This window comes from Maridesulfovibrio sp. (assembly GCF_963666665.1).
In the GTDB taxonomy this organism is placed as follows: Bacteria; Desulfobacterota; Desulfovibrionia; order Desulfovibrionales; family Desulfovibrionaceae; genus Maridesulfovibrio.
In genome coordinates this window covers 1,967,152-1,992,969 of record NZ_OY762999.1, presented here as the reverse complement: position 1 = coordinate 1,992,969, position 25,818 = coordinate 1,967,152, and the positions used below count along the sequence as shown (strand labels likewise).

30 protein-coding genes, 1 tRNA gene and 1 riboswitch are annotated in these 25,818 nt (G+C 47.3%); of the genes, 11 read left to right on the top strand and 20 right to left on the bottom strand.

All coding sequences use genetic code 11. The features are described from left to right. Positions 1–69: 69 nt before the first annotated feature. The 5 genes from ACKU40_RS09135 to ACKU40_RS09115 all read right to left on the bottom strand — a co-directional run bounded on the left by ACKU40_RS09135 (position 70) and on the right by ACKU40_RS09115 (position 3,020). Positions 70–516: a hypothetical protein gene (locus ACKU40_RS09135; RefSeq protein ID WP_320176207.1), complete on the bottom strand. Its 447-nt coding sequence runs from the start codon at positions 514–516 to the stop codon at positions 70–72. Positions 517–535: 19 nt separating this feature from the next. Beyond that, positions 536–997 carry a DUF3795 domain-containing protein gene (locus ACKU40_RS09130; protein WP_407944326.1) on the bottom strand — a complete coding sequence of 154 codons (462 nt, stop codon included), beginning with the start codon at positions 995–997 and terminating at the stop codon, positions 536–538. A gap of 202 nt (positions 998–1,199) precedes the next feature. After that, the gene (locus ACKU40_RS09125) at positions 1,200–1,820 is read right to left on the bottom strand and encodes a tetratricopeptide repeat protein (RefSeq protein WP_320176206.1); all 621 of its coding nucleotides are present in this window, start codon (positions 1,818–1,820) and stop codon (positions 1,200–1,202) included. A 65-nt stretch (positions 1,821–1,885) separates the two neighbouring features. Next, positions 1,886–2,188 (bottom strand): hypothetical protein, encoded by a 303-nt coding sequence (locus ACKU40_RS09120; RefSeq protein ID WP_407944333.1) that lies wholly within the window; start codon positions 2,186–2,188, stop codon positions 1,886–1,888. A 61-nt stretch (positions 2,189–2,249) separates the two neighbouring features. Beyond that, a complete protein-coding gene (locus ACKU40_RS09115) occupies positions 2,250–3,020 on the bottom strand; it encodes a YkgJ family cysteine cluster protein (RefSeq protein ID WP_320176204.1) in 771 nt (256 codons plus the stop codon). 100 nt (positions 3,021–3,120) lie between these two features. On the opposite strand from ACKU40_RS09115, the gene ACKU40_RS09110 reads away from it, so the two are divergent. Then, a complete protein-coding gene (locus ACKU40_RS09110) occupies positions 3,121–3,288 on the top strand; it encodes a hypothetical protein (RefSeq protein ID WP_320176203.1) in 168 nt (55 codons plus the stop codon). A 69-nt stretch (positions 3,289–3,357) separates the two neighbouring features. Here ACKU40_RS09110 and ACKU40_RS09105 read toward each other — a convergent pair whose 3' ends face one another. Further along, entirely contained in the window at positions 3,358–3,546 is a 189-nt protein-coding gene (locus tag ACKU40_RS09105) for a ferredoxin (RefSeq protein ID WP_319780348.1), read from the bottom strand. A 354-nt stretch (positions 3,547–3,900) separates the two neighbouring features. Here ACKU40_RS09105 and ACKU40_RS09100 point away from each other — a divergent pair, with 354 nt between their 5' ends. Together ACKU40_RS09100 and ACKU40_RS09095 are read left to right on the top strand one after the other, a co-directional pair. Beyond that, entirely contained in the window at positions 3,901–5,100 is a 1,200-nt protein-coding gene (locus ACKU40_RS09100) for an aminopeptidase (RefSeq protein WP_320176202.1), read from the top strand. A gap of 314 nt (positions 5,101–5,414) precedes the next feature. Then, positions 5,415–6,005: a hypothetical protein gene (locus tag ACKU40_RS09095; protein ID WP_320176201.1), complete on the top strand. Its 591-nt coding sequence runs from the start codon at positions 5,415–5,417 to the stop codon at positions 6,003–6,005. A 65-nt stretch (positions 6,006–6,070) separates the two neighbouring features. Here the strand turns inward: ACKU40_RS09095 and ACKU40_RS09090 are convergent, their stop codons facing one another. After that, the gene (locus tag ACKU40_RS09090) at positions 6,071–7,312 is read right to left on the bottom strand and encodes an amino acid permease (RefSeq protein WP_320176200.1); all 1,242 of its coding nucleotides are present in this window, start codon (positions 7,310–7,312) and stop codon (positions 6,071–6,073) included. A 118-nt stretch (positions 7,313–7,430) separates the two neighbouring features. Between ACKU40_RS09090 and ACKU40_RS09085 the strand changes: the two genes are divergently transcribed. The 4 genes from ACKU40_RS09085 (at position 7,431) to ACKU40_RS09070 (ending at position 11,091) form a co-directional block, all read left to right on the top strand. After that, entirely contained in the window at positions 7,431–8,306 is an 876-nt protein-coding gene (locus ACKU40_RS09085; protein WP_320176199.1) for a LysR family transcriptional regulator, read from the top strand. Positions 8,307–8,391: 85 nt separating this feature from the next. Continuing rightward, positions 8,392–8,835 (top strand): hypothetical protein, encoded by a 444-nt coding sequence (locus ACKU40_RS09080; protein WP_320176198.1) that lies wholly within the window; start codon positions 8,392–8,394, stop codon positions 8,833–8,835. Positions 8,836–8,902: 67 nt separating this feature from the next. Then, a riboswitch (ZMP/ZTP riboswitch) is annotated at positions 8,903–8,991 on the top strand. Between the two features lie 53 nt (positions 8,992–9,044). Continuing rightward, a complete protein-coding gene (glyA, locus tag ACKU40_RS09075; protein WP_320176197.1) occupies positions 9,045–10,301 on the top strand; it encodes a serine hydroxymethyltransferase in 1,257 nt (418 codons plus the stop codon). A 268-nt stretch (positions 10,302–10,569) separates the two neighbouring features. Further along, positions 10,570–11,091 (top strand): hypothetical protein, encoded by a 522-nt coding sequence (locus tag ACKU40_RS09070; protein ID WP_320176196.1) that lies wholly within the window; start codon positions 10,570–10,572, stop codon positions 11,089–11,091. A 76-nt stretch (positions 11,092–11,167) separates the two neighbouring features. On the opposite strand, the gene ACKU40_RS09065 is transcribed toward ACKU40_RS09070, so the two are convergent. Then, positions 11,168–11,767: a phosphatase PAP2 family protein gene (locus ACKU40_RS09065; RefSeq protein WP_320176195.1), complete on the bottom strand. Its 600-nt coding sequence runs from the start codon at positions 11,765–11,767 to the stop codon at positions 11,168–11,170. 171 nt (positions 11,768–11,938) lie between these two features. Here ACKU40_RS09065 and ACKU40_RS09060 point away from each other — a divergent pair, with 171 nt between their 5' ends. Further along, positions 11,939–13,054, top strand: a complete 1,116-nt coding sequence (locus tag ACKU40_RS09060) for a glycosyltransferase family 4 protein (protein WP_320176194.1) — start codon at positions 11,939–11,941, stop codon at positions 13,052–13,054. 110 nt (positions 13,055–13,164) lie between these two features. Here ACKU40_RS09060 and ACKU40_RS09055 read toward each other — a convergent pair whose 3' ends face one another. From ACKU40_RS09055 to ACKU40_RS09030, 6 genes are all read right to left on the bottom strand, one after another. Beyond that, positions 13,165–13,710, bottom strand: coding sequence for a hypothetical protein (locus ACKU40_RS09055; protein WP_320176193.1), 546 nt, complete (start codon positions 13,708–13,710; stop codon positions 13,165–13,167). A 247-nt stretch (positions 13,711–13,957) separates the two neighbouring features. Continuing rightward, positions 13,958–14,737: an imidazole glycerol phosphate synthase subunit HisF gene (hisF, locus tag ACKU40_RS09050; RefSeq protein WP_320176192.1), complete on the bottom strand. Its 780-nt coding sequence runs from the start codon at positions 14,735–14,737 to the stop codon at positions 13,958–13,960. Then, positions 14,730–15,368, bottom strand: coding sequence for an imidazole glycerol phosphate synthase subunit HisH (gene hisH, locus ACKU40_RS09045; RefSeq protein ID WP_320176191.1), 639 nt, complete (start codon positions 15,366–15,368; stop codon positions 14,730–14,732). Before hisH ends, hisF begins: the two co-directional genes overlap by 8 nt. 237 nt (positions 15,369–15,605) lie before the next feature. Continuing rightward, entirely contained in the window at positions 15,606–16,415 is an 810-nt protein-coding gene (locus tag ACKU40_RS09040) for a DnaJ domain-containing protein (protein ID WP_320176190.1), read from the bottom strand. A gap of 8 nt (positions 16,416–16,423) precedes the next feature. After that, positions 16,424–16,861 (bottom strand): YkgJ family cysteine cluster protein, encoded by a 438-nt coding sequence (locus tag ACKU40_RS09035; RefSeq protein WP_320176189.1) that lies wholly within the window; start codon positions 16,859–16,861, stop codon positions 16,424–16,426. Further along, the gene (locus ACKU40_RS09030) at positions 16,861–17,283 is read right to left on the bottom strand and encodes a CoA-binding protein (protein WP_320176188.1); all 423 of its coding nucleotides are present in this window, start codon (positions 17,281–17,283) and stop codon (positions 16,861–16,863) included. Before ACKU40_RS09030 ends, ACKU40_RS09035 begins: the two co-directional genes overlap by 1 nt. 121 nt (positions 17,284–17,404) lie before the next feature. Here ACKU40_RS09030 and ACKU40_RS09025 point away from each other — a divergent pair, with 121 nt between their 5' ends. After that, on the top strand, positions 17,405–18,634 hold the full coding sequence (locus ACKU40_RS09025) for a Xaa-Pro peptidase family protein (RefSeq protein WP_320176187.1): 1,230 nt from the start codon (positions 17,405–17,407) through the stop codon (positions 18,632–18,634). 59 nt (positions 18,635–18,693) lie between these two features. Here ACKU40_RS09025 and ACKU40_RS09020 read toward each other — a convergent pair whose 3' ends face one another. The 6 genes from ACKU40_RS09020 to ACKU40_RS08995 all read right to left on the bottom strand — a co-directional run bounded on the left by ACKU40_RS09020 (position 18,694) and on the right by ACKU40_RS08995 (position 24,713). Beyond that, the gene (locus ACKU40_RS09020) at positions 18,694–19,353 is read right to left on the bottom strand and encodes a nitroreductase family protein (RefSeq protein WP_320176186.1); all 660 of its coding nucleotides are present in this window, start codon (positions 19,351–19,353) and stop codon (positions 18,694–18,696) included. A 160-nt stretch (positions 19,354–19,513) separates the two neighbouring features. Next, complete coding sequence (locus ACKU40_RS09015) at positions 19,514–20,410, bottom strand: AMIN domain-containing protein (protein WP_320176185.1); 897 nt, start codon at positions 20,408–20,410, stop codon at positions 19,514–19,516. 191 nt (positions 20,411–20,601) lie between these two features. After that, positions 20,602–21,789, bottom strand: a complete 1,188-nt coding sequence (locus ACKU40_RS09010) for an iron-containing alcohol dehydrogenase (protein ID WP_320176184.1) — start codon at positions 21,787–21,789, stop codon at positions 20,602–20,604. An 87-nt stretch (positions 21,790–21,876) separates the two neighbouring features. Next, the gene (locus ACKU40_RS09005; RefSeq protein ID WP_320176183.1) at positions 21,877–22,398 is read right to left on the bottom strand and encodes an AAA family ATPase; all 522 of its coding nucleotides are present in this window, start codon (positions 22,396–22,398) and stop codon (positions 21,877–21,879) included. After that, positions 22,398–22,793, bottom strand: a complete 396-nt coding sequence (locus ACKU40_RS09000; RefSeq protein WP_320176182.1) for a VOC family protein — start codon at positions 22,791–22,793, stop codon at positions 22,398–22,400. The genes ACKU40_RS09005 and ACKU40_RS09000 overlap by 1 nt, the downstream gene beginning before the upstream one ends. A gap of 9 nt (positions 22,794–22,802) precedes the next feature. Beyond that, positions 22,803–24,713, bottom strand: coding sequence for a cytochrome c biogenesis protein CcdA (locus tag ACKU40_RS08995; RefSeq protein WP_320176181.1), 1,911 nt, complete (start codon positions 24,711–24,713; stop codon positions 22,803–22,805). Positions 24,714–24,823: 110 nt separating this feature from the next. Here ACKU40_RS08995 and ACKU40_RS08990 point away from each other — a divergent pair. Together ACKU40_RS08990 and ACKU40_RS08985 are read left to right on the top strand one after the other, a co-directional pair. Next, positions 24,824–24,899: transfer RNA gene (locus ACKU40_RS08990), tRNA-Lys, on the top strand. Positions 24,900–25,663: 764 nt separating this feature from the next. Next, positions 25,664–25,804, top strand: coding sequence for a hypothetical protein (locus ACKU40_RS08985; RefSeq protein ID WP_320176180.1), 141 nt, complete (start codon positions 25,664–25,666; stop codon positions 25,802–25,804). Positions 25,805–25,818 lie beyond the last annotated feature (14 nt).

Below are 25,818 nucleotides of genomic sequence, written 5' to 3'. Positions count from 1 at the left end.
CAGATATAGGCATTCTTTTGGTAATAATTGGGGCGGGCTGGAGGATATAAAAAATAAGTAGGCGGTATTTTATGACATAAAAATGAAATCCCGGTTCAATACTGTTCCGTAAAGCAGGCATATTCCGGTCAGCAGCGCTATGATGGAAAAGAAAATTTCTTTTGTTTCTGTTTTGTGTGGATTTTTGAGCAGATTGAAAAGCTGGACAGGCAGTGCAAGTCCCCGGATGCAGAAAATACTCCCGATTGTTATCAGCACCGGGCCGAGCATCGGCATTCTGGCAAATTCTCCTGCTCCTGAAAAAGCGTATAGTCCGAACACGGCAAGCACTGTCGCAATGAATGCGGTAAGAAGAGGGGGGATCGGTGAGTGCTTCTCAGCGAGTGACGCCAGATCTTCCCCGGCACCGAAGTAGCGGTAAGCCTTTGGGCCTACAATAATTATCACGATGTGCAATATGGCGATCAGAAAGCAGATTGTTCCGCCAAAGTTGAGCAGAATGGTAGGGTCGTACATATGCTGTCCGGGTCAGTCGTTATGGGTATCGTGGTTTAGAGCCTTGAGTTTTTATGAATTTGTCCACTCCGTGCTGTTTCATGAAATTGTTATTATCCTGCCATCTTTGAAGTAGTGTTTCAGGTAGTCCGGTTTTGCCGCAATCTGGAAAACTGCTGCATTCAAAACAGAATTCACAGCTGTGCTCCTTTATACATTCGGAAACGTTGCACTGAGGAAGGCAGGTTCTGTTCTTAGAACGACAGCCATCGCAGTGTGGTGAGCTTAATGATTCAAGCAGTTCACGAAATTGGGGGTAATTTTTCATTGCGGGGTTGAAACCGCTGAGTCTCTCTGCATAGGTGTGGAAGTTGTCTCCAAGAGTTTTTTTAATTGTTTGGGCATGGCTGGAAACTGTTCCGGCAGTGCAGCCTACACAGCGTGAACAGTCCAGGCCGCAGGGGGCGATTAGTTCTCGTTCGCTCTTTGAGGTGTTTGTCATGTGGGGAGTCTCATGTGACAATGGGGTCAGAATTGAAAATAGTTTTCTATTTGAAAGCAATATAAACCAGAAGCGCATAAATTACGAGAGGCTTACAGTCTGAAAAAGATGTTTGGAGGAAAATTATATTCGTTAAAAAAAGTCCCCCGATCCAATTGGGACCGGGGGACTTTTTTTACATTATGAATTAGCGGGAAGCGTATTAGCGGTGCTCTTCAAGTTCTTTGAGGAAGTCTTCGGATACGTCAAAGCCGGTTTCAATTGCTTTGTCTACGCATTCAATTGCTTTTTTGTAGTCTTCTTTTTCAGTGTAACAGAGGGCGAGGTTGTTCCATGCAGGACCGAAGTTGTCAGCCAGCTTGAGAGCTTTCTCGCAGACTTCGATGCAGTCATCCAGTTCGCCTTCGTTAAAGTAGGCAGCACCGAGGGTGGAGAGAGCCTGTACGAAGTTGGGATCGTATTTGATGGCGCGTTTCAGGGCCTTGATAGCTTTATCAGTTTCGCCCTGTTCCATGTATACGTAGCCGATGTTACCCCAGGGTACAGCGAAGAAAGGACGCTGCTGGGTAGCGGTGATGTTGTAGCGCAGGCATCCTTCAAGGTCGCCGCGCTGCATTGCGATACCGCCAAGCTGAACATATGCTTCAGCCATTTTGGGGGATTCGTCGATTGCTACGAGGAATTCACGCTCAGCTTCCATGAAGTCCCTTTTGGACAGGTAGGCAACACCGAGGTTGTAGCGGGTGTTACTACATGTGGGGCTGGCTTCTTTTTTCTTTTTCAGGTCCGCGATGTAATCATCAATATTATCAAATTTTTGCATGGGATAAACCTCTTATATTACAAAGTTTTGTCGTTATTGGTCTGCTGCCGATTTTTTGGCGAAGGCTAAGCTTTTTTACCTTCTTTTCTCAGCAGTTCTTCGTACCAGACGCAAAAGTCATAAATGGGGCGAACTTTTTCAAAGTTCATGACCAGCATTACCCCGAATTCGGCCGCGGCCTGCGCGTATTCCGAGTTGCGGCTTACATGGACGTCTTTGATGAACTCTTCACAGAGTTGCTGTGAAGTTCTTCCGGTAACATCCTGACGCAGGTCAATGGGGTCGAAAGGTTTCGCAAAAGGGTCCCATTCGTCGTAACCGATTTTGTCTACAAATTTGCGCCTGCGTGGCGAAAGTTTGTCGTACATGTATCGTTTTTGTTCTTCTATTTCTTCCAGAGTAAGGGTGCCCACTTTTATCTCCTGTATTCTAATTCTCGGGCATTGCGCCGAGTTCAACAGAGTAGTTGCAGCTGGCACATGCGGACTTGTCTTTGTCACAGGTTCCGCATGCTTCGGAAGGCTCGGCAGCAGGAGCAGGTTCTTCTACCTTGTCTCCTGTGTTGGCGCCGAGGTATTCCGGGGTGTAGTCGGTTACCAGTGCCATTGAGAGGGGAACCAGTACTTCCGGGAGCTCTTTCAGGGAAGAGTTAATGGAAGCAGCCAGTTCTTCGCTCAGCTGCATCAGCTTGGACTGTAATGTGTCCATGTTGATGGTGGGGTAGGATTTACCCGCAGTGAAACCTGATTTCTGGCAGGAGTGAGCCTGTCCGCCGATATTCATGGGAACACCGTAAATGCGGCAGGTCAGCGGCCTGTAATTATAGAGGGCACAGAGATTGTTCTCCTTCAGGCAGGGGCATTTGACCCGAGCGAGAGAAATTTCCTTGAGGATTTCTGTTGTGGAGGCTCCGGACTGGCTGGCTTTGAAAGCCCTTCTTTTGATCTTGTGGATCAGGCGGTCCGCTTTATCCGCTTCCTGCATGATCTCGGAACGTTCCATGCCGCTATAAGTTTCATTGAACTTGCGGTTGATGTAGATCGCTTCCACAAGAGTCAGATCGAAGAGAGCGTGACAACAGTCACTGCAACCTTTGGCGCATTTTATGCCGTCTTCAGTCTGTTCGGATATTTTATTGAAAGTCTTGTCTACTTCAGCGACAAGAGCTTCGTATTTTTGAAAAATTTCTTTGAACTCCAAAGCAAAACCTCCGTAAAAAAAATATGTTCAGAGCCTTGGCGGAATAAACCGCGCAAACTCATATAAGCTAAGTATTATTGTTCAGCAGTCAATTGTTTGCGTGAAAATAATTACTGATTTTGTAGAACCGGTCCCGCATGACGGTTCAATCGGCACTGCCTGCATGCCGGGGATGGCGCATAAAAAAGAAATGAAGAGGGGAGAAGAAAAAGAAATCCGGCTCCGGCAGACTGGTCCACTGAACGATATTAAATTCGCTGACCGTTAATTAAAGAGCAGGCGGGAATCTGGGCTAACCCTGATTCCCGCCTTTGAAACTTCGTTAATGAAGAATTTTTTACTGCTCTTCGATGGTGATAGCGTCCTGTTCGCAAACTTCGATACAGGATTCACAACCGAGGCATTCGTCTTCGTTAACAGCTACTGCTTTGCCGTCCTGAAGTTCGTAAACTTCGGTAGGACATACATCAACGCATTCGCCGTCGCCGTTACATTTGTCAGTATCAATAGTGATAACGTAGCTCATAGAGTTACCCTCCAAAAAGATTGATTTTTTAGCCTCTGGTAGCCTGCGCACATATGCCTACAGGCTACGCAGTCTTTTTACAATTAGGATTGAGCCGGATTAATTCCAGCTTTTACCCCCGACTCAGGGCTATTGAAATGTGGATAGCCACAAGCCTTCCGCATGTCAAGAAGGCAGGTACTAAAAAGTACAAGAAACATCTTAATTATCAAGATTAAGATTTTCAAGCAGAGATTATGATTTTCAGTTCAGTGCCCCTGCTTAACTTCTTTATAGAGGATGACATTGGTTGGACATTGAATTAATAAGTGACTTTATCTCTCAATAATAGATGTTATAATTTTAGGAGTTTTTATGCTGACCGAAGAACAGCTGGATAAATATGTAGATGCCTTGTGGTGGGGACTGACTACCGCACGCACCAAACCTTATGAGAAGGGTGATCTGATCATGGTTCGCTATGAAGCTGAAGCCCTGCCTCTTGCGGAAGCAGTTTTCAAGCGTCTTATTGCCGAGGGCCTCAATCCTGTACCGAGGATGACCCTTACCCCGGCAATGGAGAAAAGTTTTTACGGTGACGGCAATGATGATCAACTTGAGTATATTGCTCCCGGTGAGGTGGAATTCACAGAAGGTCTTAACGGTTTGATCGTACTTCTGGCTCCTTCTTCACTGACCCATTTGGCAGGAGTAGAGCCTTCCCGCATGGGTAAATGTGCGGTGGCCCGCAAATTCCTGCGCGATATTATGGAAAAACGGGAGCAGAAAGGCGAGTTGGGCTGGACTCTTTGTTCCTATCCCACAAGGGCTCTTGCTGAATCTGCGGGACTTACCATTAAGGAATTCACCGATCAGATCGTGAAGGCCTGCTATCTTGACGAAGAAGATCCCGCTGCCTGCTGGAAGGGTGTTTTCGATAAGGCTTCCGAAGTCAAAAATTGGTTGAACAGTCTGGGTATTGAATCCTACCGTGTTGTTACCGATGATATGGACCTGACCGTTAAGCATGGCGAACTGCGTCAGTGGATCGGTGTTTCAGGTCACAATATTCCTAGCTTTGAGCTTTTTATCTCTCCTGACTGGCGTGGAACCTCCGGGGTTTACTATGCTGACCAGCCTTCCTACCGTTCCGGAAATTATGTTGAAGGTGTCCGCCTTGTCTTTGAAGATGGTGTTGCCAAGGAAATCAGTGCCAAGGAAGGTGAGGAGTTTGTCAAAAAACAGTTGGCAATGGACGAAGGAGCTGCCCGTCTCGGAGAATTCTCCCTTACTGATCGCCGTTTCTCCCGCATTGACAAATTTATGGCTAATACCCTCTATGATGAAAACTACGGCGGAGAGTTCGGAAACTGCCACGTTGCAGTTGGTTCTTCGTATGCTGACACCTATGCCGGGGATCAGGCCGAGCTTAATGAGCAGATGAAAGAGGAACTTGGTTACAACACTTCCGCACTTCATTGGGATCTTGTAAATACTCAAGATAAAACAGTTTATGCTAAATTGAAGGATGGCAGTGAAGTGGTCATCTATAAATCTGGAGAGTTTCAGATTTAATTTATATAGCTATTAGTTGGTACTTTCTGCGAATTCCCGGCTGGGGTTATCCAGCCGGGAATTTTTTTCCCTTTTTGCTTTGGCACCGGGTTTGCTAGTTTCAAATGTTTTCTGTCGTTTTTTCGACAGAGGACACTTGTTTTTGTTCGGGAAATGAATATTTTTTATATGTGTTTATTCTTGCATATATTAAGATTAAAATTGTTGGGCTGTTAGCTTCAATTGAAGGCGACTGTGGGATAATCTGGATTTCTTGACTGAAATTTTAATTCGGGATATTTCTCATATCAGGGAAAATAGGTGGAGGTAACCTCATGAAGAAGATTTTAAGTATATTGGTCTTGCTGGCTATGTTGGTTTTGCCGGCACAGGCTTTTGCATCATATTATTATACCCTTGAAGGTACAGTTGGATCCGTAAGTGATGGCGGAGGACTGGCCAGTGCAGCCGGGATATCCATCGGCGATACTGTAAAGTATGTCATTGAAATTGATACAGACCGGGCCGGTTATAGAACCATTGGTAATGGTCAAACCAAGACTGTAAAAAATTCCTATTATACCTCTTTGTATTCCGGTACATTGAATGGTTATGGCTCTACTGCTAATGGATATTTAGAGAATAAGGGCTATGGTTATTCAGCGTATACAGGAAACGAAAAATCAAAAGTGTATATGAATGGTTGGGGAGACAATTTTGCAGACCTTACTGTAGGGTCTGTAGTGCAGCAGATATATGAATCTGCTTACAATGCAGGTGATAATTGGTCTTACAGTCAGATTAATGTTATCGATTTGAAGGTAACTAACATTTCAAATACTGCTCCGACCCCTATCCCGGGTGCTGCATTACTGATGCTCGGCGGGCTTGGTTTTGTCGGATTTGTGAAGCGTAGATTCTTTTAAGAATTACAGAAGTTAAAAAGTATAGCCGGAACCTTGATCCTTATTGGATTGCGGTTCCGGCTTTTTTATTTTTCGGCGAAAGTAATTGGTTGAATTTGTCTGTGAACTAACGTGACTACACTTACTGCGGCAAGTGTCAGCAGCGGCCAGATGGAGGAAAAAGCCAGCAGGGCACTGAAGCCGATGCAAAGGATGATACAGGATATGCGTACGGCGAGGGATTTGAATATTTTCAGGGCTGCTCCTACGGCGATTAAAGAATTGGTGAGGAAGAATACATTGGCAAACGAAACCAGTTCTTCAAGGGAGAGTACTCCGGTTTGCAGCAGAAGCAGGTTTACCATGTGTATGCCGCACATGATCAGTATTGCCGCTGACGGTGCATTGTTAGCGTTGGTCTTTGCCAGAATGGCTGGCAGTTTACCTTTGGCAGCGAGTTTTGCGATAAGCCGGGAAACCCCGCCGATGATCATCAGGTAGGTGCAGATGCACAATGCGCAGGTAACCAGCATGACCGTTAAGTTTGCATAACTGCCCAGTAACGGTTTTACAATTTGGGCAACGTTTAAGGCGCCATGTTCGCTTTCTCTAATCGAATGCATGGCCCAGCCTGTCAGTAGATATACTACGCTGACAGTGCTTACTCCGAGAAAGGTTGCCAGTGGAATTGTACGTTTAGGGTTGCGCACTTCCATGGAGTAATTGCCAATTATCTCCCAGCCGATGATGGCCCAGAAAAGAAGCAGCAAGGTAGAGCCGAGTGCCGGAATATCCGGCGTATTTACCGGTATCGGGTTTATCGGGTTGAAATTGATGGTGGTGAAACTTCCACCGATTATAACTAACCCGATGGCAATGCTGGCAATGAGCGAGATGGTGCTCACAAAGGTTATCCTGCGTAACAAAATGGAAGCGCATATGAGCACCATGATTGCGGCACTGCTTGAAAGCTGAGCTGCGGGTAGGTTGAAAGTATGGGCGATGGAATTTGCTGCGGTCATCATGACTGCAACAGGACCAAAGCAGACGGCACAAATTATATAGTTTGAAGCCAGCTGTCCTGCCTTCTTGCCGAATGCTTTACGGACGGCAATGGGAACACCTTCAGAACCGGGGTAGGCAATGGCCAGCCTTGCGAAAAGTGAAGCAAAGATTGCGCCCAGTGCCATGATTATCAGCCACGCGGTAACTGACCATTCTCCAAGTTTTGCCTCCGCCATGGGCGGCAGCAGAATTACCCCCGAACCGAGAACTGCCCCGGCCAGTAAACCGCCCAGTTGAAGGGGGCCCATTTGTTTATTTTCCATTTCTACACCTTCCTGAATTTAATGCGCAGAGCTTAGCAAGTTATTTGTTATCTGAGAAACTGAATATTCAGATTGAAATGTTCATTAAAACAGATAAGAGTGAAATCAGGAGGATAGCATGGAAATCCGGCATTTGCTTTCATTCAAAGAAATTGTGGAGCAGGGCAGTTTTATCAAGGCCGCTCAAATGCTCAATTATGCACAGTCTTCAATCACGTCCCACGTGCGGGTGATTGAAGATTACTACGGCCGGCCAGTTTTTGATCGGCTGGGTAAACGGGTGGTCCTGAACTCTTTCGGGGAGCGGCTTTACCGCAGGGTTTTGCCCTTGCTGGCTGGATATGATGATCTTTGCGGATTGAAAAACGAAGTGGGAGAACCTGCGGGGCAATTACGTATCGGTGCACCGGAATCAACCATGCTTTATCGTCTTTCCCCGGTTCTGCAGAAATATAAATCCATGTATCCCAAGGTAGAACTGATCATGCACAATCTGATTTGTTCGGTTATGCGTGGGCAGTTGCGGGATGGCTCTCTTGATATGGCCGTTTTGCTGGACCGTGTGTCGGAAGAAGATGAACTGATCTGCAAACCGCTCTTTGATGAACCAATGTGTGTGGTCCTGCCGCGCGAATATCCTGCTGACGAGTTGATCAATTCCCCGGCGCACGCGGTGCTCTATACGGAAACCGGCTGCAGTTACCGTCTGATATTCCAGCAACTGCTGGTTGATAAAGATATCAGGGCTGACAACATCATCGAGACCGCTAGCGTGGAAGTTATCAAGCAATATCTGCTTTGCAATATCGGGGTGTCCTTTCTGCCGGAAATTGTGGTTCGTAAAGAATTGGATGATGGCAGACTCAAGGCAACCCCATGGAAATCCCTTGATCCTATCCGGGTCCAGATTCTCCATCACAAGGATAAGTGGATTTCCCCGGCAATGGCCGAATTCATGAGGTTGCTTGAGGAGGCTGCATTGGGGTGGGGGTAGCTGTTTGCTCAAACTTGTGATCCCCGCCCAATTGGAATACGTTGTTGCAAAAGCAATTATTCAAGCAAAAAAGGAGCACTCTGGCATGGCAAAGCATTACCAGCCCCGCATGCATTCTGCGGAGCATATTTTGAATCAGGTGATGGTGCGGAAATTTGATTGTGACCGTTGTTTCAGTGCGCATATCAACAAGAAGAAATCCAAGTGTGATTACAATTTCGAGCGCGGTCTGACTGACGCTGAAGCTGGCGAAGTCGAGCAGGGCGTTAATGATGCTATTTCATCCAATCTGGAAGTGACTGAACAGATGATCAGTCTTAAAGAGGCCGATGAACGCTTCAACCTTACCCGTCTTCCTGAAGGTGTGACCGAAGTTAGAGTCGTAAATATCGGCGATTTTGATGCTTGCCCCTGTATTGGCGAACATGTTGAAAATTCCAATGAAATAGGTGAGTTCAAGATGGTATCGCATAGCTTTGAAGATGGAGTTCTGCGCATCCGCTACAAACTTGGTGAACCGGAAATTTAAGCTTAGTTTGAAAAACTTGTTTACAGAGCTGAAATCTGTTGCTAGTTATAGACCAGCTTTTTGAATACACATTCCGTGCAACTGGCGATGTAATGTGGAATTAACCACAGGGAAACACGGAATTTATTTTACCAGCCGCTCGCCTGGGCCTCGTCTTTTTCAAGACGTGCATCCTTACCTCTCCACGAGGTGAATCATAAGGAGTGCCCATGCAGCAATATCGAAATCTTCTCCAAGCAAATGATCCTGACATTTTCAATGCTCTTTCCGGCGAGGAATCCCGCCAGAGAGCCGGTATTGAACTGATCCCTTCTGAAAATTATACCTACCCTGAAGTACTCTGTACCCTCGGCAGTGTTTTTACTAACAAATACTCCGAAGGTTATCCCGGCAGACGTTACTACGGCGGTCAGGAATTTACCGATACCATCGAAGATATTGCCCGCGAAAGAGCGAAGCAGGTCTTCCGCTGTGAACATGCCAATGTGCAGCCTCTTTCCGGTTCTCCCATGAACCAGGCTGTATACCTCGGCCTCCTTGAACCCGGCGATACCATTCTGGCCATGGATCTCTCCCATGGCGGACACCTCACTCACGGTGCCCCGGTTTCCTTCATGGGCAAGCTTTTCAATTTCATCCGCTACAAAACCGATCCGGTTGACGGCAGCATAGATTTTGACGAGCTTCGCAAAACCGCCCTTGAACACAAGCCTAAAATGATCCTTTGCGGTTACACTTCGTACCCCCGCGATCTGGATTACGCTGCTTTCAAGAAAATTGCCGACGAAGTAGGGGCCATTACTATGACCGATGCTTCGCACTACGGCGGACTCATTGCATCCGATGTCATCCGTAACCCCTTTGACTTCGGCTTTGATGTCGTCACTTCCACCTCACACAAATCCCTGCGCGGTCCCCGTGGCGGAATGATTCTTTGCAAGAAGGAATTTGCGCCCAAGATCGATAAGGCTGTCTTCCCCGGTCTGCAGGGTGGACCGCATATGAATACCATTGCCGGTATTGCGGTCACTCTTAAAAAAGCACTTGAGCCCGAATTCAAGGAATACGGCAAGCAGGTGCTTGTTAACGCCAAAACACTCGCAGATGAGCTGCTCAAATCCGGTGCATCCCTTGTCACCGGAGGAACTGACAACCATATGATGGTGCTCGATACTGAGAAGAGCTACGGCATTAACGGCAAAGTTGCCGAAGAGCTGCTCGACGAGGTTGCTATCACCACCAATAAGCAGATCATCCCCGATGATCCCAATCCGCCCCTGAAGCCTAGCGGTATCAGGATCGGCACTCCCGCCGCCACTTCCCGCGGCATGAAAGAGGCCGATATGGTCAAACTGGCGGGCTGGATCACCACCATCCTCCAAAATCCTGAAGATAAGAATCTGGCCGCCACCACCCGGTCAGAAATTGAATCTTTCTGTTCAAGGTTTCCGGTTCCGGGAATCTAGTTGAAAACTCCTTCCTTCCCATGTGTCCGGGATTCCATGCATCCCCGGGAATCCCGGACAAAGATTTCTAACCGGACTGGCTGAAAATTTTATTGTAAATTGTCTTGTGGGTAACAACTTTTTTAGTCAGTCCGGTAATTTTTCATCACCCCATCCTCCAAATAAAAAAGACTTGATCCTTATGGTTCAAGTCTTTTTTTTATTTATCGTCTTGATAACTGTATTAAAAATGTTATTATTTATACAATAAAACAAAAGAAGGGTGGTTATGAATACTGCTTTACTGCTCTCACTTGGGCTTGCTGTTTTATGCTGTTTCAGAAAATTTAAGTTTAAAAAAATACTTTCTGGTGCAGTCAAGGTCTTTTCCAGTTCGTCAGGAAAAACGTATTATGTTGATCCTGTCCAGCTTTCTTGTAGTTGCTCTGATTGGAAAAAATGTAGAGCTGGATTTTCGCAAGATGATCCACGTAGGCTTTGTAAGCATTTGATAAATTCTTGCGTTGGACAGGATAAGATACCAACATCCCTTTCATTATATGATGAAGCTTTGCACCGCTTTTACGATAATGGATGGGAAATTCCAGCAGACGAGGTAATTAAAAAAGTTGATAGTCCTCAAGGTGAGATTGCCTATTTTAAAGATTGTGAGGACGATGTTTGGTATAATGTTTGTTTCCAAGGAAAGCGATACGGATGGCTTAAAGAACAAAATTGTTGGTGTGAATGTACACCAGAAAATGTTAAGGATGTTCTTTATAGAGCTATCAATGGTGTTCCTGATGATTGACTCTTAGATTCCATAAAGACTTTGGCAGCAGATCAATTGAAATCCCCCTTGGAATTTTCCGAGGGGGATTTTAGCTTTATGGCCTATATTTTTCCGGTAATTTATACTTCAACCAGTGGCTCCAGATCAGCCAGACTGATATCGCCACACATGCCCCAAAGGCCCATCCGGCCATTATATCGGTGGGGAAATGCTTGCCCAGATAGAGGCGCGAGTAGCCGACTCCGATGGGCAGGAAGAGCATCCACGGGCGGAGTTGGCGGAAGAAAAACATGAGCATTACCGCAAAGGCCATAGAGTTTGCTGCGTGTGCTGAGGGGTAGGAGTTACCGCGCTCTTTGGTCTGCTGGTAATCGAGCGGTCTGCGTTGCCATTGGCCGTCTTCTTTAAAATAGGTCAGGGCTATGGAGTTCAGCGGACGGACTCTGCCGATGGATTTCTTTATTATATTGGTTGAAAAATCAGCCAGCCCCATGGTGGCGGAGATGAGCAGGATAATGACCAGAAATTTTGTTCCCTTTTTCCAGACACCGAAAATAGTCACCAGCGCTATGATAGACCAGAGCAGGGCTGCGGACGAAAGCAGCGGCATTACTACATCCATCCAGTTTTTGCGGAATATCTGGTTGGCCAGAATGAAAATCTTCATATCCAGCGGTTGAGTAAGAAACGGCACTTATTTCTCCTGTGTGAGCGTTTTCCTTGGCAAGACGGTTGTTTCCGAATAACATCCCCGTCCGTTGTTATGAACTTAACTCGTAATTTGTAATTTCAGGCGGCTTTATCGCTGCCGGATATGGTTTGCGAGTATCAATATAAATAAAAGCCCGCAAGGGACTTCCTATAGATGAACATGAAAAGAATTTCCTTAATTCTGCCTCGTTTCAGCCGCTATGGCGGAGTGGAGCGCTTTGGATACAATTTGAGCGCAGCTCTTGCCGATGCCGGATATTCCGTTGATTTTATCTGTGCCCGCGCCGAGGATGAGCCTCCGCAGGGAGTGAATATAGTCAAAGTAGGTCGTTACGGATTTTGCCGTGCCGGGAAACTGCTCTGGTTTGTCATTGCTGCCGAAAAGGCGTGCAAAAAGGGTAATTATGATCTTACCATCAGTCTTGGTAAGTCTCTGAATCAGGATATTTTGCGCATCGGTGGCGGCCCGCTGGAATCTTTCTGGGCACTTTCACAGCGAGCGTGGCCGGCAGGTTTTGCTCGTTCTTTCAAGATGTTTCGCCGCCGCACCGCATTGGTCAATATGATCATCAAATACATAGAGCGCAAACAGGCTGCATCGGATTGCCGCATGGTTTGTGTTTCTCACCGGGTTCGCGACTGGATGTTGGATTCCCATCCTGCACTTAGCGGGCGCAAAATTGATGTTATTTACAACAAGCCGGATCTGTCACTGTTCAGCCCGCTCAGTCAGGAAGAAAGATCTCTTGCCCGCGCTGAATTTCCCCTATCCGATAATGACGTTCTTATCTCAACCGCGACAACAAACTTCGCTCTCAAGGGTGTTTCATTCCTGATTAAGGCCCTTGCTGAACTTCCCGTTAATTATCATCTGCAGATTGCCGGGGGGCGTAATCCTTCCAAGTACATAAAGCTTGCTGAGGAACTTGGTGTTGCCGAGAGGGTACGTTTCTTAGGTAAAGTGGAAGATATGCCCGCACTTTACGGGCGTTCAGATGTTTTTGTACTTCCTTCATTTTATGATGCCTGTTCCAATTCTGTATTGGAGGCTCTGGCCTGCGGAATTCCGGTAATCAGTTCACGCGATAATGGTAGCAGCTACTTCCTGCCCGAAGAGCAGATCATCGACGATCCGTCTGATTATATGAAATTGGCCGGAATGATCAGCAAAGTGGCCAGTGAGAATAGCGGAGAAGCTTTTGAGTGGCCCGATGATGTTCCGTGTGGGATCGAACCGTATCTTGAACTGGTGGCGGAGATGATTGGATAATTGTTCCATCTTTTCGTGTTTTGAGTTTCTTCTGTAATACTTTTGAAAAAAGCTGGAATTGTATTCGCCCTTGCAGAGCATTAAAGTCTGCAAGGGCTTTTTTTCGTCTTTTATCTTTTCATCATTTCAATGATGATCCCTGTGCGATCCTGAGTCTGACGGAATTTAACAGCACTAAACTGAATGAAAAGGGAGCCAAGTTTGGTGTCTCCAAGTTTCAGATCAGAAGTGTTGCCATTGTCCATTGTTTCTGTGTCTCCCCAGATCTCACCGCGATAAGGTTTTCCTTGAACAGTCTTGTCATAGTTGGTGCCTTCAGTTTTATTCAGTTTGATCAATTCAGCACGAATAGTCTGGTAGTCTTCCTCGCTTCCATTAGGGATATACAATTCACAAAATGCTTGTCTGAATTTTTCACCAGTTGTCACTATCAGTGTCTGGCCATCAGACTTTTTCTCGAAGACTTTTTCGCCAAATGGATTTTGGGGTTTTGCAGAGCTTTTAGCAAATCCAAGTTTAACAACTGCGGCGTCACCGGAATTTAGCGAAGCATCACAAACGGCAGCAGCTTGTTTTAGGATAGAGGAAGTTGCGAAAGCTGGGGTTGCCACTGCAACCAAAGCCAGAAGTAAAGTAAAGACTATAGCTTTTCTCATTAGTTTCTCCAGAATTAAATTGTTGGTGTTAGAAGATCTTTCTCTTAGCGGAGAAGGATAGAACAGTACTTTGTTTGTCATATGAAACTGATTTCACGGTATAAAAAAAGCCGATAAGGCCTTTATTAGAAGTGTAATAAAAAAGCAAGACATTCTGATTGTCCTCATACATTTGCACAGTGAAAGTGAAGAGGCGTTGATGTTGCCATCAACGCCTCTTTTCAAAACTTAGGTTAGTTATTTAAAATTACCAGCTATTGCGAACGCGTACGCCCTGAGCAGCCATGTATTCTTTGAGTTGCGGGATGGTGTAATCGCCGTAGTGGACGATGGAGGCGATAAGCGCGGCAGTGGCGCGGCCTTCGGTAACGGCCTCTACCATGTGCTGCGGGTTACCTGCGCCACCGGATGCGATAACGGGAATCTGGACGCTTTCGGCTACCAGACGGGTCAGCTCAAGATCGTAGCCTGTTTTTACGCCGTCGGCATCAATTGAGTTGAGGCAGATTTCACCTGCACCGAGAGATTCTCCGGTCTTGGCCCATTCGAGGGCATCAATGCCCATGTATTTGCGACCGCCGTTGATGACGATCTCGAAACCGGAAGGAATATTTTCAGATTTTTCAACGCGTTTTACATCCATGCCGAGCACTATGCACTGGGAACCGAATGCAGCGGCTCCTTCGCTGATGATATCGGGGTTCTTGACCGCACCGGAGTTGACGGAAACCTTTTCTGCTCCGGCGAGGAGTACGTCGCGCATATCCTGAACTGAGTTAATGCCGCCGCCAACGGAGAAGGGGATGAAGATTTCGGAAGCAACGCGTTCAACCACGTCGAGGAAAATTCCGCGACCTTCGGAAGATGCGGTTATATCGTAGAATACGATTTCATCCGCACCCTGCTCGTAGTAGAGACGGGCGGTTTCCACTGGATCGCCGATGTCAACATTACCTTTGAATTTAATGCCCTTGGTGAGGACTCCGTTCCTTACATCGAGGCAGGGGATGACTCTTTTACTAAGCATCGGAAACCTCCTTGCAGTATTCATAGAAATTGGAAAGCAGCTGCAGGCCGGGGCGTCCGCTCTTTTCCGGGTGGAATTGAACTGCCCAGAGTCCTTCACGACCGTGCAGAGAGCAGAAGGGACGGCCATAGATGGTTTCACCGATGATGAATTTTTCTTCGGGGGCCGGATAGTAGCTGTGTACAAAATAGAAATGTGCATCAGGATCAATATCCTTGAAAAGGATACAGTCCTGTTTCAGCTCAATCTGGTTCCAGCCCATGTGGGGAACGCGGATGGGCACGCCTTCGTAATCTTCCCATGAGGGGTTGAAAAGGCGGCATTCTCCGGGGATAACGGAAAGAGCCTGAGTGTCGTTTTCTTCGCTGTAGTCCAGCAGTATCTGGCAGCCGACACAGATGCCGAGCAGCGGCTTTTTCTGCTGCACCAGATCCTTAAGAAGTTCATCCAGTCCGCCGGATGTTAGTTCATCCATAGCCTGACCGGCAGCTCCTACACCGGGGAAGATGATGCCTGTTGCTTTGGACAACACTTCCTTATCATTGGTGATTTCGTTTGGAATACCCAGTTTGTTCAGCGCGCGCTGTACACTGGTTTGGTTTCCGGCTTTGTAGTCAAGAATAGCCAGCATGAGAGGGGCCCCCTTCTGTTTGTTAAATACTTATTGAACCGCAGAAGTCTGTAACTTTAATGAGGGTATATTTCCCGGATGCAGAAATGTATCCGAAAGAACGGCTGCCTTAAGGCGGCAGTATGTAACGGTTCTGTTCTATATATAGGAGCTAGTCAAAAAAACGAAGGAAAACAAGTGAAAATGTAGCCGGAATATATTTTTTTCAAAAAAAGAAAAGGAGAGTGCTCTAAAAGATTACTTTGCCATTATACGCAGATACAGGTCGCCTTTGAATGGACCAAGTTTGCGGCCCTGACCTTTAAGGCGGATGGGGCGTCCGATAACGAAATCGCGGGGCAGGGTAATTTCAAGTGTTTTGCTTTTCTTGCGGATGCCCTGCTGTAGGGTGATGCGTACGGTTCGGCCGGGATGGAGGGCAGAAGCCGGGAAGTAGACAGTCTGTTCGTCGTCCAGCTGTCCTTTGAACCAGCTTTTGATTCCTGATCCGAGTCCGGCGGAAACATCAACCGATGTGCTTTTGTCACCCCAGTTGACGTTTAATTTACGTTCCTTGATTGGGGCGGAAGGCTTGCTGAAAGGCTTGTCCTTACTGATCTGGCTGTAGATGTCTTCAAATACCTGCCGCGCAAAAGGATCGTTCAGGATATCCTTGAGTACATCTTCTTCCTTCTGGAAAAAGTAGCGGCTTTGCTGGGCATTGGATGTGCCGTTGCTGCGGGCTTCGGTTTTGGCCTTGGATTGCTGCGCCCGGTAGGCATTGGCACCTTCGCGGGCGGTTTTGCGGTCTGAATGTGAATTGAAGTTCGATTTTTGACTGGTGTATGAACGTTTTTCCGCGGAAGCTTTTCCGGCTCCAGTGTTTCCGGCTACGTTTTTGAGAAAGACGTACGCTTCATTAAGTTCGCGGAATTTCTTAGCGGCATCAGGGCTGGGGTTCAAGTCCGGGTGCATGCTGAAGGCCAGCTTGCGAAAAGAACGTTTAATGTCCTCCTCGCTGGCATTGGGGCCGACTTTTAAAATGCTCTGTGCCTGTCTTGTATTCATAGCAGCAATTAATCTTCGTCAGTAATCAGTGCGTTGGGTGCAACATCAGGATCATGCTGGCGCAGTCCTTCGGCGCGGATGTATTCCTTGCCTTCTTCAACAAACTTAGCGTGTCCGGCTTCTTTGTTCACGCCGGGACAGTAATCCTGAATCATTTCCCAGCTCATCTCATCAATGAGATTGCCACGGAAAAAGGGCCATGCACGGCAGATGTCCGGGCGTCCCGGGTGGACTCCGCAGCCTTCATTGAAAAATACACAGAATCCGTCCTCACGTGACTGGAGGCGGATTTTTCCATTAACGGTTTCACTGTGTTTTTCAATCAATTCCTGTTCGGAAATGCCGAGGTGATCGGCGAGACGATTGCGGTCCTTGGCGGTCATGATGATACCGCCTTCGCCTTGGCAGCAGTGGCCGCACATCTGGCATTCAAAAGCCTTGCTCATTATTTATTGCCTGCTAAATTTTTATGGTCAACCATTATGCAACGGTCTTCGATTACGGTGATGTCTTTGCCGGAGAACAGTTCGCGTGCTTCGGGGCTGAAAATATCTTGCTGCATCCAGAAACATTTGGGCAGAGTTTCAAGCTCCAGTACTTCTCTGGCGTGGTCCGCGCAGAACTCGGAAGCCCTGAATAAGTTAACGAGATCAACCGCAACGGGGATATCTTTGACGGACTTGTATGTCTTAAGTCCCCAGACATTCTCCCTTTTGGGATGAACGGGGATGATTTCATAGCCGGCATCAATCATATAACGGCAGACTCGGTCAACAGGGCGTCCTGGTTTATCCACCGCGCCGATTACGGCTATTACCTTGACCTCGTCAAGAAGTGCGGCTAACTTTTTTTCGTCAACTATAAGCATATTTTGATCTCTCCAAGGTAATTGATTTCAGCATGCTACAGTAAAGCCCGATTACTTGCAAAGCTCTCTTTTCCACGAATCCTTATTTATATGAATCCGATACATCCAAGGAGTATAACTCATGTCTGATCTGGAATCCAATGTCGTTGTTCCGCGCAGTGAACTTGAAGCCCGCTGGGCAAAATGCCGTCGCTTCCTGCCCGAAGTAGCTCCTCAAGCTGGGGGCATGCTCTGCTTTTCGCGTTTGCAGATTTATTACCTCTCAGGCTCATTTGTCAACGGCGCAGTATGGCTTCCGCTGGAAGGAGAGCCTGTTCTTTTTGTCCGCAAATCCTGCGACCGTGCAAATATTGAAAGTTCCATCAAGAATATCGTGAGTTTCAGGTCTTTTAAAGACCTCGCCCCCCTTGCCAAAGAGTTGGGTCAGCCGCTGACCGAGGTTATGGGCGCGGAGACTGCAGGGCTTACATGGCAGCTTGGGGAAATGCTTACTTCCCGCATGTCCGAATATAAATTTGTTCCCGGAGATATGGTCTTGGCCTTGTCCCGTGCTGTGAAATCCGAGTGGGAACTGGAAATCATGCGCGAAGTGGGGCACCTGCATCACACCGCGCTGTTTGAGGTGTTGCCGGAATTAATCGAGACAGGAATGAGCGAACTGGAGATAGCAAAGTATCTTTGGAATATCTTTTTTGAGCTTGGTCATGAGGGGCACATGCGCATGCAGACTTTCAACGAGGAAATTTTCCTCGGTCATATTTCTGCTGGTGATTCCGGTATTTATCCCAGTTCCTTCAATGGTCCGCTTGGGTTGCGCGGAGTTCATCCGGTTTCCCCGTTTATGGGTAGCGGCGATAAATTCTGGGAAAAAGGTGCGCCTCTTTCAGTTGACTGCGGATTTGTCATGGAAGGGTATCATACTGATAAGACACAGGTTTACTGGTCCGGTCCTAAAAGCTCCATTCCTAAGGAAGTTCTGGATGCACAGTATTTTTGTCAGGATATGCAGGCTATGGCCGCAGATCTCCTTTATCCCGGAAATCTTGTCAGCGATGTTTACGCCAAGGTTATGGCGCAAGCTGAGAAAGAGGGATTCTTGGAAGGATTCATGGGCATTGGTGAATGCAAGGTCCCCTTTATCGGGCATGGTATCGGCCTGACCGTGGACGGCTTCCCGCCCATTGCCAAGGGATTTGATATTCCCATTGAAGAAGGCATGGTTTTCGCCCTTGAGCCGAAGCAGGGTATCCCCGGAATAGGTATGGTCGGGGTGGAAAACACTTTCGAAGTTACTGCTGACGGTGCAGAGTGCCTTACCGGAGATGATTATGATATCATTTGCATTGAGTAACTGCTGGGCTGAAAAATAAAAGGTTGCGCAGGTTGTTTTACAGCCTGCGCAACCTTTTTTTATAAAACTGTTACGACATCTTCCAGCGGAAGCCGCGCTTTAGGCTGTCCGTGGTTGTAGTCACCGTTTTTCAGATGATACCCCAGCGCCAATGCTGTTTCGCATACGTATCCGCCGAGTTCTTCCTTGAATATTTTACCGATAAGTTCAGAATCAACACCCTCCATGGGAGTGGAATCAATTCCAAGCCGTGCAACAGTGTGTAGGGTATTACCCAAAGCGAGATAGGTCTGGGCCTTGGTCCAGCAGCCGTTGTATCCTGTTTCGTCAGTGTTCAGGCCGGCAAAGAACATTCCTTTCTCCATCATTTCGTCATGCTTAGCAGCTGGCAGATGGCCTGATTTAACTTCGGCATCTACCACTTTTTGGTATTGTTCTTTTGTGAAGTACGGATTGTAAGCAAATAGAATTATATGGGATGCTTCAGTTGCGTGGGGCTGGTTAAATTGGAATTTATTGGCAAAAGTGCCATGGAAACGCTGCTTGGCGGAATCACTTTCAAGGACGATGAATTTCCAAGGCTGAGAATTTACGGATGATGGTGACATACGCAGGGCATCTTTAATCACAGCTATTTTATCAGCTGGAATGCGTCTGGATGAATCGTATTTTTTGCAGGTATAACGGCAGGTAAGTTCTTCGATAATCGGGTTGGTCATGTTTGATCTCCGTTTAAGGATTTAGGATTATCAATTGTCGGTGAGTCTAACGCGACATGGCAGAATCGTTCAATCCATTTCTTTTGTAAGCTTAAGAAAATAGAATCCCCCGCAACTATCTGGCTGCGGGGGATTTGTCTTCATCCTTTATATCTAAATTCTACTTCACATCAATATCAAGTCCGCTGGCAGTCTTGTTGATGACCGGGGCCGGGGTCTGGCCCTTGAGGTCCATGACCATGCGGATTTTGTCATCGTAGATGCCGATCCTGAAGCGTGAGAAGATCGGGTTTTCCGGCTTGAGCACGGTGGGTCCGAAGTAATCCCACTTGCCTTGGATGTCGACCACAAGGCGGTTGGGATCTTTCAGGAAAAACGATGTGTAAGACAAGGGCGAGCCGCCGAGATCAAGGCTGATTCTGGTTTTGCTGTCCACTTCTTTGAAATAGATTGATTTGAGCTTGCCTTCCTGCAAGCCGTGCTTTGTGCCTTCCGGCTCTTTCGCATCAACATTCTCTACAGTCGTAGCATTGCTTACGTCCGTACCGTTGAAGGCCAGAATGGTTTTTGAAGTGGAATTAGTTTGCGTGGCATTGGTCTCTGTTCCATTGCCATGCATTTCATTGGCAGTGCCGTTATCAGTTGGGATCGCAATAGTTCCATTTTCAATCGCGACACTGCTGTTGGTCGCATTGGCAATAGCCATGGAGAGCAGGGGAAGTTCGTTTTCCGGTTCGGCTTCAATGAGTTCAATTTCAGCCTGTTCGGATTGTTCCGCGACTTTTGAGTCCTCTTTAAGCAGCCAGCTTTCAGGTAAGAGCAATTGCGGGTTCATAAAGGCGAGGATTGCCAATGCTCCGAAAATATGGATCAGAGCCTGCTTGCTGGTGAAGTAGTTGCCATAGCGGCGAAAACTGCGACTGCACGAACCACAGGTGTAGGACCTGACCGGTACGAGCAGTGAAATTAGCACGTCAGAAACCAGCCCCCGCCTGAAATACAAGCGGTTGCTGTCACAAAACGGGCACTGAATTATTCTTTTCTGCTTTTTAGTCATTGTGCGGTAATTTCCTCCGATCCCCAGCTACCAACACTTTGAAATATGCCAAAATTCTTTAATTGTCTGTAGTTATACTTATAAAAGAGCACACTACAATGTCAATTAGCAGTTTTTTCGAAATTAAGGGGAACCCACAGATTGAGTTCCCCCTTTAATAATCAAGTCTAGCAGCTCGAAGTTAATTATATTTAACCTGCAATAGCTTCGGACATGATGCATTCAAGGTCTTCACGTTCCATCTTCGCGGGGGTGAACTCGAAAAGCTTGCCCATAGTCTGCTCGGCGATATCCACCAGTTCGGCAACATCTTCTTCTTTTGCACCGTAATCTTTGAGCGATTCTTCGTTGAATCCGGTCCGTTCGAGCAGGGAGCGAAGTCCTTCAAGGAAGACGGTTGAGCGCATATTCTCGTCAAACTGCTGGGTATCGTAACCCATAGCCATGGCTAGATCTTCGAAACGTTCCGGACTTTCCGGGACCAGGCGCTTGAAATAGGGTACGGAAAGCTTGGCAAGGCCGAGGCCGTGCGGTAATTCGGGGTATTTTGCGCTCAGGGCATGTTCAAGTGCATGCTGGGAAATGCAGCGGGAAAGGGTCTCGCACATACCTGCGGCGGTGCTGGACCATGCCATGACTGTGCGGGCTTCGATGTTGTCACCTTCGGCAATTGCCATGGGCAGGTAATGGCTGCTCAGGTGGACAGCTTCGAGGGCCAGCATGTCGCTCATAGGCTGGTGAGCGGTGGAAAGGAAGGTCTCCACAGCATGGAAAAATGTGTCGATACCTGTGTAGGCAGTTGTGCGCGGAGGCACACTGACCATGAGTTCCGGGTCAACGATGGAAATAGTCGGGAAGGTGGAATCATTACCGAGGCTGATTTTTTCAATGCCGTCGGATTTGCTGATCACTGCCCACTGGTCCGCTTCCGTGCCTGTTCCCGCTGTGGTGGGGATGGCGATGAGGGGTGCTGCCGGATTTTCTGGGTTAACACCGCCGCCGGAACCGGACTGCATGTAATCCCAGCATTTGCCTACGTTGGTGGTCAAAAGAGCGATGGCTTTGGATGCATCGATAGTGGAACCTCCACCAAGTGCAACGATGAAGTCGATTCCTTTCTCTCGGGCGATTTTTACAGCCTCGTCAACCTGATCGGATTTCGGGTTGGGAGAGATGTTATCGAAAACCACGGTGGAGACATCCTGCTTAGCGAGGAGGGCCTGAACTTTATCGAGGTAACCGTTTTTGATCATTGCACCGGATTCGCCGATGACAACCATTGCTTTTTTGCCTTTGGGCAGAGGCATGGTGCCCAGTTCTGCAAGTTTGCCGGGACCGAATACGATGCGAGTGGGGATAAATATCTGAAAATTGAGCATACGCTTCCTTTATTTATGTAATGTTTTTTAGTTGCGTTGAGCCACCTGATAACTGACTGTGGGGCTGTCGTAAAGGGTGGATGGTGCTTAAATCCTTTTGTTCCACTCATTGATTGAAGAGATCAGCTCTTGAAGGCATGTTGTCTCGGTTTTACCAGCCGTGTCCATCACAATTCTTTCCGACTTCCAAGCGTGATAATCGCGTTGCTCCACCTGTTCCCAAGTAGGTAGCTTTAATCCTGCCACGGATGAAGTCCTTTTTTCGACTCGTTCTTTATGCTCGGCCTTGTCAGAACAAACAACTTCAATATTAATAAACTTAACACCGGCATTTACGGCAACGTCCTTCCATTCTGTGCGGGTTAATTCTATGGGGTTGCAGGAATCGGAAACCACGCTGATACCGCATTTAAGGTTATCTGAAGCAACCCGATAAGCAAGGCGATACCCTTCGCCTTCTACTTTGAACTCGCAGAGGTCTCGTATTGCCTGTTCAATCGTATCTATCCTGAGATAGGCACATTTTAATTCAGAGCTTAAACCTTGAGCCAGAGTACTTTTACCTGATCCGGGCAGACCTGAGAATATGTATAAGATTACTGATTTCATTAGTTTTTTGTTTTATAGGTAATCAGGTTCAGGTAAATTACCTGCGGGTCCTGAATTACGCAGAACCTCCCGACGCCCTCAATCTTGGTGGGCGGAAGCATAACCTTGCCGCCTGTTTCTTCGACTTGAGTCGCTGCAGATTCCACGTCATCAACCGTGATGTACGGGTCCCAACAGCCTTTGATGTGTTCTGGTGTGCCGGCTGGCTTGATCATCATGCCTGCTGCCATGCGCCCGTCTTTGAAAGCGGTCAGATAGGTGTCGCCGTATATGGTTTTTGACTCCTTGAAGGTCCAGCCCAGAAGGCCGCCATAGAATTTCTTGGCCGCTTCCAGATCGCTTGTCAGCAGTTCATTCCAGCTGAAGAATCCGTGTGATGATGAATCGTTATGCATAATCTTTCCTTACTTGAGTGTCTGGCTTAAAGCCTCATTCATCTGTCCGGTTGTGTAAAGGTCGCGGATGACCGTGGGGGATGATGAGTCCTCTCCGGGCTTGAAGATGGCTGCCAGCGGAATGGAACGGCTGCCCAGTGCACGCAGGAATTTGTCAGCCACTTTGTCCGGGGCGGTGAGGTCTACCTTGATGAAGGTCAGGTTGTATTGTTCTTGCCAGCGGTTGAGGTTGGCGGGAGTTAGTACGGTCTGTTCAAGAACTTTGCAGGACGGGCACCAGTCAGCGGTGAATTCTACCAGCATGGCTTCGTGTCCCAAGCGAGCAGTGAAATCCTGCTGCTCAAAGCCGATCCAGTGTGCTGTACGTTCCTGCGGAGTTGCGGCCCAGAATCCTGCCCCGATACAGATTGTCAGCGCGCCGATACGCAGCAGGTACATAATTGATTTCTTGTCCGCGCCTGCGGAAAGCCCCCACATCCAAGCTCCCACAGCAGTGAACCAGAGGAAAATCATGGTTGGGATGTACATATCCTCTGGTAGGATGCTGAACAGGTAGATACAGGTTCCGGCAAGAAAAAATCCTGCGGCCCGTTCAATCCATATGGTCCATGCTCCGGGTTTAGGAAATTTGGTTGCCAGTGCCGGGAAAATTGCCATTAAAATGTAAGGCAAAGCCATGCCTGCGCCTACACTCAGGAAAACCGAGCTGATCACATAATGCTGCTGCACCATGGCCCAGCCTAGCACCCCGCCGAGAAAGGGGCCGCTGCACGGTGTCGCCAGAAGGGTGGCAAGCACTCCAGTAAACAGAGCCTGTCTACGCGGTCCGCTGTTTTCAGATCCAAGCTTGAGGTCCACAATGGGCAGATTGAACAGTCCGAACAGACTCAGGCTGAGTGCGAATACAATCCCGGTCAGCCCGATGACCACCGGCGGTTTCTGGAAAATCTGGCCCCAAGCCATACCTGTCATACCGAGGATGCAGCTGAGGACCCCGAAGTAGAGCAGGATGCCGAGGGCAAAGAAAATATTGTGTTCCCTGAAACCGCGTTTCTGTTCTTCCGCGCTTTCATGTCCCGCCCCGGCGAGCAGGGTAGAGAGCTTCAGGCTGATCACCGGAAGTACGCAGGGCATAAAGTTAAGCAGGAATCCGGCCAGCAGCCCGAAGAGGATTGCGGTTGTCAGATCTGTTACTTCAAGCCCCGGTGTGAAGGAGCGGGGCTTTAGGGAGTCGAATGAGAACGTGGATTCAGTTCCATTTTTCTCTACATCCTGAACAGGAGGAGCGGTCTTTTGCGGCTGGGATATAGCATCTTTTTCCGTCTTTATAACTTCAACTTTGGCTGCGATATTTTTTAGGGAGATTTTGATGGTTTTGGCTCCCTTGCGCATTTTTACAAATTCCGGCCACCAAGGTTGTAGGCTGGCCTGCGGAAGTTTGTCAGGTGATACCGCCATGCCGAAGAAACTGAGATCAGTCCTGAAAGGCTGGCAGGCTGTCTTGGAGCACATGAGCAGAGATAGCTTGGCCTTTAGTGTGAAGGATTTCAAGGACGGTGGCACTGGCACCAGAATCGGGGTCGGGTCTGAGTAAGTTGAGACTTTTTTACCTTTGTTAAAGGGATCATCCTTGAGTTTTCCCGGGAGGTAGATGGCTGGAAGAATAGTGTTATCCGGGGTCAGGGTGACTTTAAGGGTAGTCGGTTGGCCCAGCTTGCCCGGATTGTTGGAATATGTGTACCAGCCGTTCATAGGCTCAAGCATCAATCCAACCAGAATGTTGGTTTTCAGTCCGACTTGTTTCTGGTCTTCTTTGCTGAGGCTATAAAGATTCCATTTGGTATTCAGGTTGGGATTCTGATTTTGGGCACTGAGGGCCGTTTGCGGACAGATAAGCGCAAAGGTTGAAATGAAACTCAATAAAATTAAACAAATTAGCTTAAAACGCATTTAGTTGCCTTTTTTAAATAAAAAAATAAAAAACTGATTGACATCCAGAGTGAATGTCTCTAAACCCATTCTCACGACACGGGTCACTGGCTCAATTGGTAGAGCAGCGGACTCTTAATCCGTTGGTTCAAGGTTCAAGTCCTTGGTGGCCTACCACAGTAAATACAGGGTGTTAGACGTTTAGTCTAGCGCCCTTTTACTTTTTGTTTTTGGAGGTCTCTCCCGGTTCTCTCCCGGTTTTGGTTGGAATTTTGTTTAAATCCATATTTGTTTTCCGGTTTTAAAAATTGTTTAAATTGGTGGTTGTTTGTAGCTATAGTTTAATTCATTAAAGTCTAACTTGGCAAATCGTATCTATTTCGCAGATTTTGAATCCTTGAGTCGTTTTCTAAACCAAGCTCTTCAAGTTTGGCTAAAATTTTAGGCAAGTGATATACCCACCTTCCGCCATGTCCAAATTCTTCAGGTAAAACTTTCATTATTAGCCTGATCACCATATCAGCTTGCAAGCTCTGGAAACATTACCGAGTTCTTCCGCCAGATTCAGCAGACCTATCTTGTGTTTTATGATGTTTTGATTGAAACTGGACATGTGGTTCTCCTTGGGCACGGTGCCCTGTTTTGATGGTTCCTTAGTATTCCCATCAAAAAGGAGAACCTCTTCTGTTTCAAGAGGAAATGTCAGATCAAGTCGGAACTAATACAGCTAATTGGCCCTCAGGATTAAAGTTTCCCAACTTAATCGTTTGAGTTGTTAGTTCTTTTCTCGAAGGGGGGCTTTGGTTATACTTTCAAACATTAATATTGTTTACAATTTAAGACCTTGCTAAACTTCCCCCATGCCAACCTACCACCCACCCCACACAATAACCCCACTCATCGTAAATCTGATAGCCCAGATAAGCGAGGAAGTAGGGCGTTTGACCGTTTTAACCGATAGCTCAAAGGAGCTAAGACTAAGACGCATTAACCGTGTTCGCACTATTCGTGGATCACTGGCTATTGAAGGTAACAACCTTAGCGAAGAGCAGATTACAGCAATTCTGGACGGCAAAGAGTAATAGCTCCGCCCCGT

Bases quoted from the DNA above. Each gene is read 5' to 3' on its own strand.
- ACKU40_RS09135 (WP_320176207.1), bottom strand. From the start codon at position 516: ATGTACGACCCTACCATTCTGCTCAACTTTGGCGGAACAATCTGCTTT.
- ACKU40_RS09130 (WP_407944326.1), bottom strand. From the start codon at position 997: ATGACAAACACCTCAAAGAGCGAACGAGAACTAATCGCCCCCTGCGGC.
- ACKU40_RS09125 (WP_320176206.1), bottom strand. From the start codon at position 1,820: ATGCAAAAATTTGATAATATTGATGATTACATCGCGGACCTGAAAAAG.
- ACKU40_RS09120 (WP_407944333.1), bottom strand. From the start codon at position 2,188: ATGTACGACAAACTTTCGCCACGCAGGCGCAAATTTGTAGACAAAATC.
- ACKU40_RS09105 (WP_319780348.1), bottom strand. From the start codon at position 3,546: ATGAGCTACGTTATCACTATTGATACTGACAAATGTAACGGCGACGGC.
- ACKU40_RS09100 (WP_320176202.1), top strand. From the start codon at position 3,901: ATGCTGACCGAAGAACAGCTGGATAAATATGTAGATGCCTTGTGGTGG.
- ACKU40_RS09095 (WP_320176201.1), top strand. From the start codon at position 5,415: ATGAAGAAGATTTTAAGTATATTGGTCTTGCTGGCTATGTTGGTTTTG.
- ACKU40_RS09090 (WP_320176200.1), bottom strand. From the start codon at position 7,312: ATGGAAAATAAACAAATGGGCCCCCTTCAACTGGGCGGTTTACTGGCC.
- ACKU40_RS09085 (WP_320176199.1), top strand. From the start codon at position 7,431: ATGGAAATCCGGCATTTGCTTTCATTCAAAGAAATTGTGGAGCAGGGC.
- ACKU40_RS09080 (WP_320176198.1), top strand. From the start codon at position 8,392: ATGGCAAAGCATTACCAGCCCCGCATGCATTCTGCGGAGCATATTTTG.
- glyA (WP_320176197.1), top strand. From the start codon at position 9,045: ATGCAGCAATATCGAAATCTTCTCCAAGCAAATGATCCTGACATTTTC.
- ACKU40_RS09070 (WP_320176196.1), top strand. From the start codon at position 10,570: ATGAATACTGCTTTACTGCTCTCACTTGGGCTTGCTGTTTTATGCTGT.
- ACKU40_RS09060 (WP_320176194.1), top strand. From the start codon at position 11,939: ATGAACATGAAAAGAATTTCCTTAATTCTGCCTCGTTTCAGCCGCTAT.
- ACKU40_RS09055 (WP_320176193.1), bottom strand. From the start codon at position 13,710: ATGAGAAAAGCTATAGTCTTTACTTTACTTCTGGCTTTGGTTGCAGTG.
- hisF (WP_320176192.1), bottom strand. From the start codon at position 14,737: ATGCTTAGTAAAAGAGTCATCCCCTGCCTCGATGTAAGGAACGGAGTC.
- hisH (WP_320176191.1), bottom strand. From the start codon at position 15,368: ATGCTGGCTATTCTTGACTACAAAGCCGGAAACCAAACCAGTGTACAG.
- ACKU40_RS09040 (WP_320176190.1), bottom strand. From the start codon at position 16,415: ATGAATACAAGACAGGCACAGAGCATTTTAAAAGTCGGCCCCAATGCC.
- ACKU40_RS09035 (WP_320176189.1), bottom strand. From the start codon at position 16,861: ATGAGCAAGGCTTTTGAATGCCAGATGTGCGGCCACTGCTGCCAAGGC.
- ACKU40_RS09030 (WP_320176188.1), bottom strand. From the start codon at position 17,283: ATGCTTATAGTTGACGAAAAAAAGTTAGCCGCACTTCTTGACGAGGTC.
- ACKU40_RS09025 (WP_320176187.1), top strand. From the start codon at position 17,405: ATGTCTGATCTGGAATCCAATGTCGTTGTTCCGCGCAGTGAACTTGAA.
- ACKU40_RS09020 (WP_320176186.1), bottom strand. From the start codon at position 19,353: ATGACCAACCCGATTATCGAAGAACTTACCTGCCGTTATACCTGCAAA.
- ACKU40_RS09015 (WP_320176185.1), bottom strand. From the start codon at position 20,410: ATGACTAAAAAGCAGAAAAGAATAATTCAGTGCCCGTTTTGTGACAGC.
- ACKU40_RS09010 (WP_320176184.1), bottom strand. From the start codon at position 21,789: ATGCTCAATTTTCAGATATTTATCCCCACTCGCATCGTATTCGGTCCC.
- ACKU40_RS09005 (WP_320176183.1), bottom strand. From the start codon at position 22,398: ATGAAATCAGTAATCTTATACATATTCTCAGGTCTGCCCGGATCAGGT.
- ACKU40_RS09000 (WP_320176182.1), bottom strand. From the start codon at position 22,793: ATGCATAACGATTCATCATCACACGGATTCTTCAGCTGGAATGAACTG.